The organism is Actinoplanes sp. NPDC024001 (assembly GCF_040638955.1).
GTDB lineage: Bacteria > Actinomycetota > Actinomycetes > Mycobacteriales > Micromonosporaceae > Actinoplanes.
Genome location: NZ_JBEZZB010000031.1, coordinates 11,715 through 26,717, shown reverse-complemented (window position 1 = coordinate 26,717; position 15,003 = coordinate 11,715). Strand labels below are relative to the sequence as shown.

Sequence of the window (15,003 nt, the reverse complement as noted above, 5' to 3'; positions counted from 1 at the left end):
CGGCGGTTTTCCAGCATGCCCTCGAACGGGCGGCGATATTCGGCACAGAAGCCGCTGTTGCCAGGCGCACGCTACGCGCCGGTAACATGGCGGCGGGACCGCCTGAGGGAAGGTTAAGGAGCATGTCAGAGTTCGACGTCTACCGGCTTCCGGAGGACCACGAGACGATCCGCGCCGCCGTGCGCGAGGTCTGCGACGCGCGGGTCGCCCCGAACGCCGCCGAGGCCGACGAGACCGGTGAATTCCCGAAGGCGTCGTACGACGCGCTCCGCTCGTCCGACTTCCACGCCCCGCACATTCCGGTGGAGTACGGCGGCGCCGGCGCCGACGCGCTGGCCACCGCGATCGTGATCGAGGAGGTGGCCCGTGCCTGCGCCTCGTCGTCGCTGATCCCCGCGGTCAACAAGCTGGGCACGATGCCGCTGATCCTGTCGGCGTCCGAGGACCTCAAGCAGCGCTACCTGACCAAGGTCGCCGCGGGCGAGGCGATGTTCTCGTACTGCCTGTCCGAGCCGGAGGCCGGCTCCGACGCCGCGTCGATGACCACCCGGGCCGTGCGCGACGGCGACCACTGGGTGCTCAACGGCGTCAAGCGCTGGATCACCAACGCCGGCGTCTCGGAGTACTACACGGTCTTCGCCGTCACCGACCCGTCGGCCCGCTCCCGCGGCATCTCCGCGTTCGTGGTGGAGAAGTCCGACGAGGGCGTCAGCTTCGGCGCGCCGGAGAAGAAGCTCGGCATCAAGGGCTCGCCGACCCGCGAGGTCTACTTCGACAACGTGCGCATCCCCGTCGACCGGATGATCGGCGCCGAGGGCACCGGTTTCGCCACCGCGATGAAGACCCTCGACCACACCCGGGTCACCATCGCCGCGCAGGCCATCGGCATCGCCCAGGGCGCGCTCGACTTCGCCCTCGGCTACGCCAAGGAGCGCAAGCAGTTCGGCAAGGCGATCGCCGACTTCCAGGGCCTGCAGTTCATGCTCGCCGACATGGGCATGAAGCTGGAGGCGGCCCGTCAGCTCACCTATGTGGCGGCCGGCAAGAGCGAGCGCGGCGACGCCGACCTGACCTATTTCGGCGCGGCCGCGAAGTGCTTCGCGTCGGACGCCGCCATGGAGATCACCACCGACGCGGTGCAGATCCTGGGCGGTTACGGCTACACCCGCGACTACCCGGTCGAGCGCATGATGCGCGACGCCAAGATCACCCAGATCTACGAGGGCACCAACCAGGTCCAGCGGATCGTCATGGCGCGGCAGCTCCTCAAGGACTGAGAAGCAGGTTCGGGCAAGCCGGGGCGGGGGTCGACTCAGAGAGTCGGCCCCCGTCTTCAGTCGGGCCTCGACGACGCCCGGACGATGGCCGCCAGCTGTGCCCGTGACGTGATGCCCAGCTTGGGGAAGGCCTTGTAGAGGTGGTATCCGACGGTTCGCGGGCTGAGGAAGAGCTGCCCGGCGATGTCGCGGTTGGAGGCGCCGGCGGCCGCCAGGCGTACGACCTGACGCTCTTGGGCGGTGAGGACGCTCAGCGGGTCGCCGGCCCGGCGCGGCGCTGCCGGGACGTCCCCGGTCGCGCGTAGCTCCGCACGGGCCCGTTCCGCCCACGACGTCGCACCGAGTTGCTCGAACGTCTCGAGTGCCTCCCGCAGCTGCGCGCGTGCGTCCGCCCGCCGTCGCGCTCGGCGCAGCCACTCACCGAAGGCGAGGCGCGTCCTCGCGTGCTCGTACGGCTGATCACCTTCCGCGTGGCGGTGCACGGCTTCCGCGAAGTGTCTCCCGTCGTCCTCGACCAGGGCGCGGCAGCGCAGAGCGATCGCGTCCGACGACGGCCGACCGGCGTGCTTCGCCCAGGTCAGGTAGCGGGCAAGTGGTTCCCTGGCCCGTTCCGGCCGGCCACTGCGGACGGCGGCTTCCACCTGGTCCGCGGCCGCCGCGACGGCGATGCCCGCCGGTGGGATGGCCTCCAGGTGCTCCAGGGCCGCATCCGGCCGGCCCCGGCCGAGTTCGAGCAGGCCGAGCGCCCAGCGCCCGATCGCCGCCGCGGGCGCGAGACCTCGCTCGCCGGCTCTCGCCAGTCCCTCGTCGGCCTTCGCCCGGCATCCCCGCACGTCTCCCTGATGAGCGAGGACCCAGGCGAGAACACACGTGAGGTGGCTGATCCGATGCTCGTGCCCCAGGTCCGTCGCCAGCCGCAGCCCGGTGGTCACCGAGGCGGTGGCTTCGTCGTACCGGCCGAGCATCCCTTGCGCGAATCCCTGATTCTCGAGCGCGAAGGAGAGCCAGCCGATCATCCCGCTGTCGCGGCAGTCCGCCGCCACGCGAAGGTTGATCTCCTGACAGAGGTCGGGGCGGCCCAACGGCAGGCAGAGCGAGGCAGCGAAACTCAGCCCGGGCACCCCCAGCCCGGCAAGCGCTTCCGGGGTCACCGCCTCTCCCAGCAGGGTGATCCCGCCGCCGAAGTCTCCGCTCACCATGCGGGCCAGCCCGAGCGCGCCGTCGATCAACGGCGAGTCGATGCCGGGAAGCGCGCGAAGGCACGCGGCGGCCTCCTCGGCCAGGCGGTGGTCCCCGGCGTACCAGGCGCAGCGGATTCCCTCCACCAGCAGCCAGGCGCTCCGCTCGGCGGAACGGGCCGCTACGCGGGGGATGCTGTCCACGATGATCCGCCCGGCCTCCTGTGGGGTGCTCAGCTCGAACCGGCGGTGAGCCCGGACCTGGATCAGCGCGGCGATCAGGTCCGGATCGTCCACGTCCGGGGCGGCCCGGTCGGCCAGTTCGGCGGCGCGGCTCATCAGACCGGCGTCACTCGCTGCCAACGCGGCTGCGGCCAGCCGGGCGGATCGTCGTGCCGGATCGTCGGCGAGTTCGGCGGCCCGTTCGTAGGCGGCCGCGATCGCGGCGTGGCCACCCCGGGTGCGCGCCCGTGCCGCCGTCTGCTCCAGTTCTCGTGCCACGCCCTCGTCGGGGCCGACCGTTGCGGCAGCCAGATGCCACGCTCGCCGGTCGGCCGCGTCGGCAGCCGCTGAGCCGGCGAGGGCTTCGGCCAGGGCTCGATGGGCGGCAAGGCGCGCGGTCACGGGTGCGCTCTGGTAGGCGGCGGCCCTGATGAGGGGATGTCTGAAGCCGACAACCGCTCCCCGGACCTCGATGAGGTGCCGGTGGGCGGCCGCTTCCAGGCCGTGCAGGGTGGCCCCCGCACGAACCAGGGTGTGAATCTCCCCAGTGCCGTCCGCCGCAGCGATCAGCAGTGCGGTCCGTGCCGGCTCGGCAAGCGTGGCTATCTGTGCCTGGAACGCCTCCTGGACGCGATCGGCGACGGGCATCGCCCCCACCGGGGACAACCGTCCCGCCCGCTGTTCGGCGGTGAGCGCAGCCGGTAGTTCGATGAGCGCCAGGGGATTGCCGGCCGACTCGTAGAGGAGCCGCTCTCGTACCTGTGGCGGGAGACCGGCGGGGAGCAGGGCGGCAGCGGCCGCATCGTCGAGTCCGCCCAGCCGCAGTTCGGGTAGCCCCACGGCAGGGAATCCGGAGCGCGCCGCGAAGATCATCGCGACGCCTTCAGCCTCGAGCCGGCGGGCGGCGAACACCAGGGCATCCATGGATGCCGGGTCGATCCACTGCGCGTCGTCGATCAGGCAGAGCAGCGCACCGTCACCGGCGAGCTCGGACAGAAGGTTCAGCGTGGCCAGCCCGACCAGGAACCGGTTCGCGGGAGCGATGTCGCCCAGCCCCAGAGCGCCGCTGAGCGCCCTGGCCTGCGCGTCCGGCAGCGCCGGGATGCGGTCCAGGCCGGAGCGCAGAAGCAGGTGGAGCGCGGCGAACGGCAAGGTGGCCTCGGACTCCGCACCGGCGCTCCGCAACACTCGCATGCCTTCTGCGCCCCGCGCGGCGTAGTCCAGCAGCGCCGACTTGCCGATCCCCGCCGGGCCCCGAATGAGCAGCACCCCGCTGCGGCCGCCGCGCGCCAGTGCCAGGACACGGTCGAGGTCCGCCTGCTCGCCAGATCTGCCGTGCAGCACAGTCAGGAACCTACCGTCACGACGACTGATTCGGATCGGCGCAGGACTTCGTAGCTTCGTGACCAGAGCACTTCAGGTACTACGAAGGGACCCACGAATGACCGCCATCGCGGGCAACATCAAGACCGCCACGGACGCCAGACTGCTCCGCTTCGCCCTCAAGCAGGACGCGATCGGCTCGGGCGCCAACGGAGTCGTCTACCTGGTCGTGGCGGCGGTATTCGGCGAGATGTTCGGCCTCCCCGCCGCTTTGCTCTACCCGATCGGCGCCTTCCTGGTGGTCTTCGCGACCGCGCTGTTGGTTCTCGCGTCACGGCCGACGGTGAGCAGGGTCGCCGCCGGCGTCGTGATCGCGGTCAACGTCGGGTGGGTGGCCGCGAGCGTCGAGCTCCTTCTCGTCGATGGGATCACGCTCACCGGCCTCGGTGTCGCACTGGTGATCGCGCAGGCGGTCGTGGTGGCGGGCTTCACCGTCCTGCAACTCGCCGGTCTTCGCAAGAGGCGGTGAAAACCCCTGGTGGACGGTATCCGGGATCATCCCGATGCAGCCGGGAGGTGGCGTTCCTACCGTCGAAGACATGAAGCGATTCGCCATCGGCGTACTCAAGGTCCTCGGGGTGATCCTCGGGCTCTACCTCATCGCCCGAGCGGTCGCCGAACCGTTCGTCATCGACGTCACCGATCCGGCGACCTACCGCGACGACTGGGGCGGCCCGGCCCTGGCCGGCGTGCTGGCGGTGCACATGGGCCCCGGCGTCCTCGCCGCGCTCGCCCTGTTCGGAGCGGCGCGGCGCCGGCTGGCGGGCCGCCGCGAGACGGTCGATCAGGCCAGGATCGAGGCGCCGAGCAGCTCCCGATAGTCGTCCAGGAAGAACGTCCCCTTGTACTGAACGGTCACCTCGGGCCCGACGAGGCCCCACTCCGGTGCATAACCGGCGCCGCCGGCCGGACCGAGCGGCACCAGCATCGCGTCGGGCGCCGGGTGGTACTCCCGGTGCGGTGCTTCACCGCGGATCAGCGCACGGATGTTGGCGGCCACTACCTCGGCGTGCTCACCCGCGGCCCGGGCCTGCTTGAGCTCGGGCAGGGCGGTCACGTCACCGACCGCGAAGACCGTCTCCTGCCCGGTCAGGCGCAGCTGCGGCGTCACCGCCCGCCGGCCGTCCGCCTGCCGGGCCGGGGACAGCGCGGCGTCCAGGTAGTCGGTGCGGACGCCGGAGCCGAAGCACGGGAACCACAGGTCGGCGGCGAGCACGTCACCCTCGGCGGTGGTCACGGTGAACGGGCGCAGGCTTCCCGGCGCCGGCTCCGGCTGGGCACGCAGCGAGGTGCCCAGGATCAGGCGTACGCCCAGCGCGTCGAGCTGGCGGCGCAACTCGGCGCGGAACTCCTCGGGGAAGCGGCCGCCGAGCACGTCGGGGCCGGGGTCGAGCACCGTGACCGACTTCTCCGGCCAGGCCGCCTTGATCTCCCCGGCGAACTCCAGGCCGATCGGGCCGGCGCCGAGCAGCAGCACTGTCGAGGCGCGGTGCAGGGCGTCGCGGGTCTGGGCCAGCCGGGCGGCCGCGACGTCCCGGTGCGGGATGTCGATCTTCGCCGGGAAAGGCGCGGCGGAACCGGTCGCCAGCACCACGTAGTCGGCCGGGAGCCGGACGCCGGAGGCCAGCTCGACCTCGGTCGCGGAGACCCGGGACGCGCGGTCTCGCAGGACACGGCCGCGGGGGAGCAGCCCGTCGTACCGAATGAAGATCTTGTCGGTCCACTCCGGATCGACTGTCGCGCGCAGCGCGGCGACGTTGTGCACGAAGGTCTCGCGCGGTTCGACCAGGGTGACGTCGGCGACATCGTCGAGCGCCTTCGCCACCGCGATGCCGCCGTAACCGCCGCCCACCACAACCACTGTCGGAGTCATCTCGTCCGCCTCTCGCAGGTTCGCTGTCGTCGGGATCGACTCTGATCGGCGCGGCGGGCGGCGGGGAGGCCGCGCTCAGGGTGGTAGTGCGGGGGACACCCTGACGGCCTGCGGCGTTGTTACGGTCGATCGGTGAGCGACAACGAGCTGGGACTGTTCCTGCGCAGCCGGCGGGAGGCGATCACGCCGGCCGAGGCCGGCCTCCCCGCGGGCGAGCGACGGCGTACGCCGGGTTTGCGCCGCTCCGAGGTGGCGACCCTCGCCGGGGTCAGCGTGGAGTATCTGATCCGGCTCGAACAGGGCCGGGACCGCCATCCGTCGGCGCAGGTGCTCGCCGCGCTCGCCGGCGTGCTGCGGCTCACCCCGGCCCAGCGGGTCTTCCTGTATCGGCTGGTCAAGGGCGCCGACATGGATTTCAGTTGCCGCGGCGAGGTCGGGCCGGCCCGGACCGTCCGGCCCACCGTGCGAGCCGTGCTCGATCAGCTCGAGCCGACGGCCGCGGTGGTGGTGAACCAGCTCAGTGACGTCCTGGCCTGGACACCGGGTTTCGCCCGGCTGGCCGGCCCGTTCGGCCTGCTCGACGGCGATCCGCCCAACCTGGTCCGCTATTTCTTCACCGACCCGCGGGCGCGCGCCACCTATCCGGACTGGGCGCAGGTCGCGGACGAGCAGGTGGCCGCCCTGAAACAGGGGCCGTTCCGGGCGGACCCGCACGTGGCCGCGCTCGCCGACGAGCTGACCGTGATCGCGGGCGAGGAGTTCACCGGCCGGGTCGCCACGGTGCCGGGGCTGCCCCAGGCCAACGGCACCCTGCGGTTGCGGCATCCGAGCGTGGGTGCGCTGCGGCTGGCCTACGAGACGCTCGAGCTCTCCGCCGACGACGACCAGCGCCTGATCGTCTACCTGCCGGCCGACGAGGCGACGGCGGTGGCGCTGCGCCGCCTGCGCGAGCCGCTGCGGCTCGTCGCCGGCTGACTCACCGGGGCGGAGGCGGCGGCGTCGTGCAGAAGAGCATCGGGTTGGGCGCGGGCCGGTGGACGACCGCGTCCAGGGCGAGGAGGCGCTTCGCGGCGGTCAGCTCCGCGTATTCCTGAGGCGCGGCGGCCGCGGAGACGGTGAAGTGCGGGGCGTCGTGCGCGGCGAGCCAGTCGAGGACGACGCGGCCCTCGCGGGACGGGGTCGTGGCGCGACGGAAGACGTCGTGGACCGCGACCGGCGTGCCGGGGCGCAGGCGGTTCAGCAGGTACCGCCGGTACCAGTGGGCGAACGACGCGGTGTGGGTGGCGTCGATCAGCAGGTGGTCGATGTGGCCCGGGTCGAGGGCGACCGTGGTGCGCACGTCGCAGCGGTGGAAGCGCCAGCGGTGGGTCAGCGCGGTGGGGATCCGGCCGGCCACCTGATCGGTGCCGGCATAGGTGTCGAGGGTGCCGTAACCGTTGTCGGCGAGTGCCCTGAGCAGCCAGGTCGTGGACCAGCCGTGCCCGCCGCCGAGTTCGACGACCCGGCCGGGCCGCAGCTCACGCACCAGCAGATAGCAGATCTCCGACTCGGCGTCGTCGAGTTGTGGTCGCATCCGGTTGCCGTGGAGCAGGGCGGCCTGCGCCTCGCGGGCCGCGCGCAGGGCATCCGCGTGCTTGAAGTAGAGGCCGACGATGAGGTCCATGTCGATGGTCATGCCGCGCCCCGGCCGAGGGTGATCTCGGCCATCGCTCGCAGCGACGAGGTGCCGGGTTGGTAGTAGCCGTCATGGCCGACCGTGTCGGCGCAGGGCAGCGGCAGCGCGCCGAAGTCCGGATCGATCGGCGAGCGGCCGTGCCCGATGCCGAAGATGCGGACGCCGGGGATCCTGCGGATCCAGTCGTCCGGCGCGCTGCCCGCCCACACCCGCGCCGAGGTGTTCAGGGACGCCCGGTCCGGGACGCCCATGCCGGGGCTGCCGATCGCCACGATGTCGGTGACCTGCGGTCCGAGCCGGGACGCTGCCCGGGCGGCGACGATCGACCCGTAGCTGTGCCCGATCACGGTGATCTGCCGCTCCGGGCGGTCCTGCACGAGACCGGCGACGAACCGTTCCAGGGCGAGCGCCCCGGTCGCCGCACGGTCTTCACGGAGCGCTTCCCGGCGTACGCCGTCGGGGGTGTCGTAGCCCAGCCACGCGATCACCGCGACCGGCGTGCCCGGCGCGAGCGCGCGGGCCTGATCGTGCAGTTGCCGCGCCTGCCAGGCGGGCGCCCGGTGGCGCACGCCGCCGAGGCCGGTGTCGAAGTTGGCGAGCTCGGTCGCCACGCCCGGGACCAGGATCGCCACCCGGTTCGCGGTGGCCAGGTCGCCGATCACCTCGGCGGCCAGGCCGTCGCCGCGCCGGTCCAGGGCGAGGATCTGCCGGCCGGGCCGGGCGGGGTCGTGGTTGGCCGCATAGCGGCGGCTGACCGGTACGCCGTCCAGGTTGCCGATCACCTCGGGGTACTGCCGGGTCAACTCGTCGGCGTGGGCCGGCGGGAGGCCCGCGAACCACGTGGAGATCTGCCCGGGGGTGGCGGTGGCCGGGTCGGGCAACTGCCGCGCGTCGGCGAGCCACTCCTGGTGCCGCGGCAGCGCCGGCACGTCCGCCTGCGTGGGCCCGAACAGCCACAACGCCGGTGCGGTGACCAGCAGTGCCGAGACGATCCACAGTCGATTCATCGCCGTTCCTTCGCGTCGTGGTTCTCCGGGGCGCAGCGAAGGTATGGCGGCGGGCTCGGGATGCTCGTCAATCCGCGGAGCCAGATGACCCCTAGTACCGAGGTATCAGCGTCTATGCTCGCGGCGATGAAACAGGGCGATGAAACAACCGCGCGGCGTGCCACGGTTCGTGACGTGGCCGCGCAGACCGGGCTGTCGATCGCGACGGTTTCGCGGGTGCTGAACGGCCGGTCGAACGTCGCCCCGCACACCCGCGACCGGGTGCTCAGCGCGATGGGCTCGCTGGGCCGGCAGGCACCGCAGCGACGTGGTGGCCGGGCCGAGCGGGCCACCGGTGTCTTCGTGCGCTGCCCCTACGTGCTGACCGACTACTTCGGACTGATCGTCTCCGCGGTCGCCGAGGCGCTCGAGCCGCACGGCCTGGAGGTGATCCTGAACGCCGGCGTCGCGGCCCAGCGGGAGCGGGTGCTGCCCGGGCTGACCGGCCGGCGCAACGTCGCCGGCGCGGTGCTGATCCTGCCGCCCGAGCCGGGTGCCGAGCTGGCCCGGCTGCGCGACCGCGGCTTCCCGTTCGTGGTGGTTGACCCGCGTACGCCGCCGCCGCGCAACCTGGCCGCCGTCTCCGCCGCGCACTTCGCCGGCGCCCGCCGGTTGACCGCGCACCTGATCGACCTGGGACATCGCCGGATCGGCATCATCGGCGGCCCGCGCGACTGGCTGGCCAGCGAGAACCGGTTCGCCGGCTATCTGTCGCCGCTCGCCGACGCCGGTGTGCTCCAGGCGCCGGAGCTGACCAGATTCGTGGCCGAGCCGACCACCGAGCTGGGCCACCGGGCCGCGGCGGAGCTGCTGGACCTGCCGGACCGGCCGACCGCCCTGGTGGCGTTCAACGACAAGATGGCGATCGGCGCTCTGCGCGCGGCGGCCGAGCGGGGTCTGCGGGTGCCGGAGGATCTGTCGGTGGCGGGCTTCGACGACATCGAGCTGGCCGAGGCGTGCCATCCGCTGCTGACCACGGTGCGCCAGCCGCTCGGCGAGATGGGCCGGATGGCGGTCAACCTGCTGCTGCGGATGCTCGGCGGGCACCACCTGGAGGCGCTGCACGTGGAACTCGCCACCGAGCTCGTGGTGCGCGACTCGACGGGCCGGGCGCCTTCCTGACGTGTTTCATGGTTCCGGAACGGGAACACGGCAATCCGGAACCGCAACTCATTGACTGCCCTTAATTGACGCAGGTTTCCTTCCTGTTACATCTCGTAGCAGGGAGTCCCCATGAGGCTGTTGCTCGCAGCGGTGGTCGGCGCCACCACCTTCCTTGCGTCCCCCGCGTCCCCCGCGCTCGCCGCCGGCGAAACCGTCAACGTCCACCTGACCACCACTTCGGACAGTGGCGGCCGTGTCGTGACCCGTGGCATGCAGCAGCAGGCGGCGATCGCGTTCGGCCCGGCCGGTGGCACCGCGAACCAGACCATCACCGTCAACGAGGGCGTCACCTACCAGACCTTCGAGGGCGGTGGCGCGTCGATCACCGACACCACCGCGTACCTGCTGCGCGGCGGCCCGGTCAGCGCGGCCACCCGGGACAGCGTGATGCAGAAGCTGTTCAGCCCGACCCAGGGCATCGGCCTGTCGTTCGTCCGCAACCCGATCGGCGCCTCCGACCTGTCCCGGCCCGGCAACGTCTCGCTCGACGACACGTGTTGCGACCTCAACGACTTCAACACCAACGGGTACGACACCAACGTCCGGCTGCTCACTCAGCAGGCTCGTTCCCTGAACTCGGCGCTGCGGGTGAAGGGCGTGCCGTGGAGCGCACCCGGCTGGATGAAGGACAACGGCCGGATGGACCAGATGGGCTGGCTCAAGTGGGAGCACTACCCCACGTACGCCCAGTACCTGGTCAAGTACATCCAGAGCTACCAGGCCGCGGGCGTGCCGGTGAACTACATCTCGGTGCAGAACGAGCCGAACTGCTGCCAGGCGTCGAACCCGACGGCGATGAACTACCCGGGCATGAGCTGGAACCCCTCCGGCCTGGTGGAGTTCACCAAGAACCACGTCTACCCGGCGTTCCGGGCGGCCGGGATCACCACGAAGGTGCTGATCCACGACTGGAACTACGGCGACTACGCGAACTTCGGCGCGGCCATCCTCGGCGACGCGGGCGTCCGCAACGATCCGCTCTTCGGCGGCATCGCCTGGCACGGGTACTTCGGTGACCCGGCGGTCGGCACCCAGGTGCACAACCAGTACCCGTCGGTGCGGCAGTTCAGCACCGAGCACTCCGGCGGCACCTGGATCGCCAACCAGCACAACGAGGACCTGAACGACATCGTGAACTACGCCCGGAACTGGAGCAGCAGCCTGGTCAAGTGGAGCCTGGCGCTGAACCAGAACATGGGACCGCACAACGGGGGCTGCGGAACCTGCACCGGGCTGATCACCGTGCAGGAGGGCGGCAGCCGGGCCGGGCAGGTCGACTACACCGTCGAGTACTACACGACCGGCCACCTCACCAAGTTCGTCAAGCCGGGCGCGGTGCGGATCGACTCCAACAACACCGCGGTGCAGAACGTCGCCTGGCGCAACCCGGACGGCTCCAAAGCCCTGATCGCGCACAACGGCGGCACCTCGGCGCAGTCGGTGCGGGTGAACTGGTCCGGGCAGTCCTTCGTCTACCAGCTGCCGGCCCGCACCACCGCGACCTTCACCTGGTCCGGCACCGCGACGCCGCAGCCGACCGGCACGATCACCGGGCTGGCCGGCAAGTGCGTCGACGTGGCGGGCGCCGCCACCGCCAACGGCACGGCGATCCAGCTCTACACCTGCAACGGCAGCGCCGCGCAGCAGTGGACCCGGGCGTCCGACGGCACGCTGCGGTCGCTCGGCAAGTGCCTGGACATCAGTGGACCGTCGAACGCCGACGGGACCGTCGCGCACCTGTGGGACTGCCACGGTCAGAGCTCGCAGCAGTGGACCCGGGACAGCTCGCAACGGCTGGTCAACGCGTACTCCGGCAAGTGCCTGGACGTGACCGGCAACAACTCCGCCGACGCCACCCGGCTGCAGATCTGGACCTGCACCACCGGCGCCAACCAGAAGTGGGTGCTCAACTGATGCTTCTGAAGTCCCTGGTGGCGGCGACCCTCGCCGCCACCTCGCTGACCGGGGTGCCAGCCCCGACCACTGCCGTGACCGGGACCTACTCGGGCGGTGCCGCGCACTGGGTTTCGCTGCCGGCGACCCCGATGACGAGCGCGGCGAAGCCGGCTGACGCCACCGTCGTCATCGACCCCAGCCGGATCCGGCAGCAGTACACCGGAGTCGGCTTCTCGATCGACGAGACCAGCGTCTCCAACCTGTGGAAACTCACCCCGGCCGAGCGGGAGCGGGCCATCCGGCTGCTCGTCGACCCGCGCACCGGCGCCGGGCTGGACCGGTTCCGGATCACCATCGGCAGCCCGGACCTGATCGAGCACCGGCCGTTCTGGTCCTACGACGAGCTGCCGGCCGGGGTGACCGAGGACTGGGACCTCAGGTACTTCTCCATCCAGCGCGACATCGACCTGCACATCGTCGACACCATCAAGCTGATCCAGAAGTACAACCCGAAAGCGACGTTCCTCGCGTCGGCGTGGAGTGCGCCGGCCTGGATGAAGACGAACCGCAGGTTCCTCGGCGAGGTGGCCCTCAAACCGGGGAGCAGCACGGAGTATTACCAGGTCGGCAAGCTGCGGGACGACTGCATTGACGTGTTCGCGCGGTACTACGTCAAGTTCGTCCAGGCGTACGCACGTCAACACATCAATGTTGACGCGTTGACGTTGTTGAACGAGCCGGGCATGGACGTCGTCTACCCGGCGATGGACATCAGCGTTGATCAGCAGAAGAAGCTGTCCGTCGCGATCAAGCGTGAGCTGCGCAGGGCGGGGCTGAAGACGCAGCTCTACGTGCACGACTTCAACTTCTGGGACTGGCGGGATCCGAACAGCGCGGCGACCAAGAACTACCACCGGATCTTCGAGGACGCGGCGACGCGACGGGCCGCCGACGGGATCGCGTTCCACCCGTACTGGGGGGATCCGGCGGTGATGCGGGACGCCTACGAGGAGTTCGGCAAGCCGGTGCACCTGACCGAGACCAGCGACCTGTCGCCGGCCACGGTGCTCGCCGACTTCCAGCTCGACGCGAGCTCCTACATCCTCTGGGCGCAGGCCACCGACCAGGACGGCGGCACCCTGCACTGGACCGACAAGCGGGACAACAACGTCGACTGGGACGAGGTCGCCCGGACCAGCAAGTGGCCCAACCGCATGGTCACCGTGGACACCACCACCAAGACCTTTACGGTACGGGACGAGCTGTACCAACTCGGGCAGTTCGCTCGGTACCTGCGGCCGGGACAGGTGCGCGTGCAGTCCAGCACCACCGACGGCGGGGTCAGCAACGTCGTCTTCCGTGACCGCGGCGAATACGTCGCCGTGCTCGGCAACGGCAACGCGACCGACACCTCGGTCGAGGTGGTTGCGGGGAACCGCTCCTTCCGGACGACGGTGCCGGCTCACGCGTACGCCACCTATCGCTGGACCGACCGCACGCCGCCGCCGCGGCACAACCGCGCGCCCGTGCTGGCCGGCGTCTCCGACGTCGTCGCCGACCAGTACGCGACCACGCGCTTCCCGCTGCGCGCCACCGACGCGGACCGCGACCGGCTCACCTATTACGCGACCGACCTGCCGGCCGGCGTCCGGCTCGACGCCCGGACCGGTGTCGTCACGCTGACCCCGACCGTCGCCGGTGAGCTCGACCTCACGGTCGCGGTCACCGACGGTCATCGGTACGACGAGACGACCGTGCACGTGACAGTCCGCCCGCACGGCGCACCCGCCGGGGCGACGGTCGAAGCCGAGGCCTACACCGAGCAGCACGGCTGGACCGAGGGTGGCGCCACCTTCATCGAGAGCAACGCCGCCGCCAGCGGTGGCCGCAACGTCGGCTGGACCGCACCCGGCAACTGGCTGAGGTACCACTTCGACCTGGCCGCGGGCGGAGGCTACGAGCTGGAACTCGGTGTGGCCACCGGGCTCGGCGCCGAGGTGCCGGGCGCGATCTCGATCCGCGACGCCGCCGGGCAGGTGCTCGCCACCGTCACGGTGCCGGACACCGGAGGCTGGGGCACGTATCGACCGGTCCGGATCCCGATCTCGCTTCCCGGCGGTGATCAACTTCTTACGGTTTACTGTGAAACCGGGGGGTTCAATCTGGACTACCTCCGGCTGAACGGGTAGGGGCCGTCAGCCATCCGCCTGCCGGAGGCGAGCCACAAGCTCGCCTTCGGCAGCGTCGGAGGCCGGATCGGACCAGAACCCCAGGGGTACGGCGCGCAGGTTCCGTCCGAGCGGATCCAGCAGGTGCCCGCCGATCTTCATGATCCACAGTGCCACCGAGCGGTCGGTGATGGTCAGCTCCGGGATCTGCGAGCTGAGCCGGGCCTCGAACGCGGCGATCTCCTGCACCGACCGCAGCCAGACCACCAGCAGCAGGTTCGCCGCGCCGGAGAGCGTCGCGCAGAACCGGGTCTCACGCATCCCGCTCAACCGGCTGACCGCCCGGCCGGTGTCACCCGGCGGAAGCGTGCCCCAGAGCGACACCGAGATCGGGAACCCGGAGGCGTAGCGGGCCACCTCGCACCGGTACGCGATCGACCGCTCCGCGTCCAGCCGGTCCAGCCGCCGCCGCACCGTCGTCGGGCTCAGCCCGGTGCGCTCGGCGAGACGCACCGCGGGCTGCCGCGGATCATCGCTCAGCACCCGGATCAGCCGCAGGTCGTCGGCGTCGAACGGGCGCGCCGGCCGGGCCTGCGGCGGCCGGGTCTCGGCGAGCGACTGCCGGGCCGGCTCACTCAGCCGGTCCAGCCGCCAATGGCTGCCCTCGGTGTGCAGCGTGATCGCGATCTGGGTGCGGGACGCGGCCACCCCGGGCAGCCGGCCGAGGCGGAAACTCAGATATCGCGCCAGGTCCACGTGATCGGCGAAGAACGCCTGGATGAGCAGGTCGCGGGCGCCGGTCACGTGCTCCAGCGTCACCACGTTCTCGTCGCCGGCCAGCCCGGCGGCGACCTCCGGAAGGCGCCCGGCGACGCAGTCGACCTCGATCACCGCCACCACCGCGGTGACGGTCGCGATCGTGGTGGGCAGGCAGCTGATCCAGGCGTGTCCCGAGCGGTGCAGCCGGTTCCAGCGGCGCGCCGCGGTCGAGCCGTCCACCCCGAGGGCCGCGCCGATCCGCTGCCAGTCGGCCCGCGGCGCCAGCTGCAACGCGGTCACCAACTGGTAGTCCAGCTCGTCGAGGGTGAACGATTCCGGCGTCTCAGGCGGGGTCATCGGCG

The 15,003-nt window shown here is 71.3% G+C and carries 12 protein-coding genes; 7 read left to right on the top strand and 5 right to left on the bottom strand.

Annotated elements, in window-relative coordinates:
- The first annotated feature begins 122 nt into the window (after positions 1-122).
- On the top strand, positions 123-1,277 hold the full coding sequence (locus AB0F81_RS14680) for an acyl-CoA dehydrogenase family protein (RefSeq protein ID WP_360196506.1): 1,155 nt from the start codon (positions 123-125) through the stop codon (positions 1,275-1,277).
- 56 nt (positions 1,278-1,333) lie between these two features.
- On the opposite strand, the gene AB0F81_RS14675 is transcribed toward AB0F81_RS14680, so the two are convergent.
- Entirely contained in the window at positions 1,334-4,021 is a 2,688-nt protein-coding gene (locus AB0F81_RS14675) for an AAA family ATPase (protein ID WP_360196503.1), read from the bottom strand.
- Positions 4,022-4,118: 97 nt separating this feature from the next.
- Between AB0F81_RS14675 and AB0F81_RS14670 the strand changes: the two genes are divergently transcribed.
- Together AB0F81_RS14670 and AB0F81_RS14665 are read left to right on the top strand one after the other, a co-directional pair.
- On the top strand, positions 4,119-4,529 hold the full coding sequence (locus AB0F81_RS14670) for a hypothetical protein (RefSeq protein WP_360196500.1): 411 nt from the start codon (positions 4,119-4,121) through the stop codon (positions 4,527-4,529).
- A 70-nt stretch (positions 4,530-4,599) separates the two neighbouring features.
- Positions 4,600-4,881 (top strand): hypothetical protein, encoded by a 282-nt coding sequence (locus tag AB0F81_RS14665; RefSeq protein WP_360196497.1) that lies wholly within the window; start codon positions 4,600-4,602, stop codon positions 4,879-4,881.
- Here the strand turns inward: AB0F81_RS14665 and AB0F81_RS14660 are convergent.
- A complete protein-coding gene (locus AB0F81_RS14660) occupies positions 4,845-5,933 on the bottom strand; it encodes an FAD-dependent oxidoreductase (RefSeq protein ID WP_360196494.1) in 1,089 nt (362 codons plus the stop codon). The two genes, AB0F81_RS14665 and AB0F81_RS14660, sit on opposite strands and share 37 nt — an antisense overlap.
- A gap of 132 nt (positions 5,934-6,065) precedes the next feature.
- Between AB0F81_RS14660 and AB0F81_RS14655 the strand changes: the two genes are divergently transcribed.
- Positions 6,066-6,908 (top strand): helix-turn-helix domain-containing protein, encoded by an 843-nt coding sequence (locus tag AB0F81_RS14655; protein ID WP_360196491.1) that lies wholly within the window; start codon positions 6,066-6,068, stop codon positions 6,906-6,908.
- A gap of 1 nt (position 6,909) precedes the next feature.
- On the opposite strand, the gene AB0F81_RS14650 is transcribed toward AB0F81_RS14655, so the two are convergent.
- Together AB0F81_RS14650 and AB0F81_RS14645 are read right to left on the bottom strand one after the other, a co-directional pair.
- Positions 6,910-7,608, bottom strand: coding sequence for a class I SAM-dependent methyltransferase (locus AB0F81_RS14650; RefSeq protein WP_360196488.1), 699 nt, complete (start codon positions 7,606-7,608; stop codon positions 6,910-6,912).
- Positions 7,605-8,615 (bottom strand): alpha/beta fold hydrolase, encoded by a 1,011-nt coding sequence (locus AB0F81_RS14645; RefSeq protein WP_360196485.1) that lies wholly within the window; start codon positions 8,613-8,615, stop codon positions 7,605-7,607. Before AB0F81_RS14645 ends, AB0F81_RS14650 begins: the two co-directional genes overlap by 4 nt.
- 126 nt (positions 8,616-8,741) lie before the next feature.
- On the opposite strand from AB0F81_RS14645, the gene AB0F81_RS14640 reads away from it, so the two are divergent.
- The 3 genes from AB0F81_RS14640 to AB0F81_RS14630 all read left to right on the top strand — a co-directional run bounded on the left by AB0F81_RS14640 (position 8,742) and on the right by AB0F81_RS14630 (position 13,903).
- Positions 8,742-9,776, top strand: a complete 1,035-nt coding sequence (locus AB0F81_RS14640; RefSeq protein ID WP_360196482.1) for a LacI family DNA-binding transcriptional regulator — start codon at positions 8,742-8,744, stop codon at positions 9,774-9,776.
- A gap of 111 nt (positions 9,777-9,887) precedes the next feature.
- The gene (locus tag AB0F81_RS14635) at positions 9,888-11,732 is read left to right on the top strand and encodes a ricin-type beta-trefoil lectin domain protein (RefSeq protein WP_360196479.1); all 1,845 of its coding nucleotides are present in this window, start codon (positions 9,888-9,890) and stop codon (positions 11,730-11,732) included.
- Positions 11,732-13,903 (top strand): carbohydrate-binding protein, encoded by a 2,172-nt coding sequence (locus AB0F81_RS14630; protein WP_360196476.1) that lies wholly within the window; start codon positions 11,732-11,734, stop codon positions 13,901-13,903. The genes AB0F81_RS14635 and AB0F81_RS14630 overlap by 1 nt, the downstream gene beginning before the upstream one ends.
- Positions 13,904-13,909: 6 nt before the next feature.
- Here the strand turns inward: AB0F81_RS14630 and AB0F81_RS14625 are convergent, their stop codons facing one another.
- Positions 13,910-14,998: an Lrp/AsnC family transcriptional regulator gene (locus AB0F81_RS14625; RefSeq protein WP_360196473.1), complete on the bottom strand. Its 1,089-nt coding sequence runs from the start codon at positions 14,996-14,998 to the stop codon at positions 13,910-13,912.
- Positions 14,999-15,003: the final 5 nt, after the last annotated feature.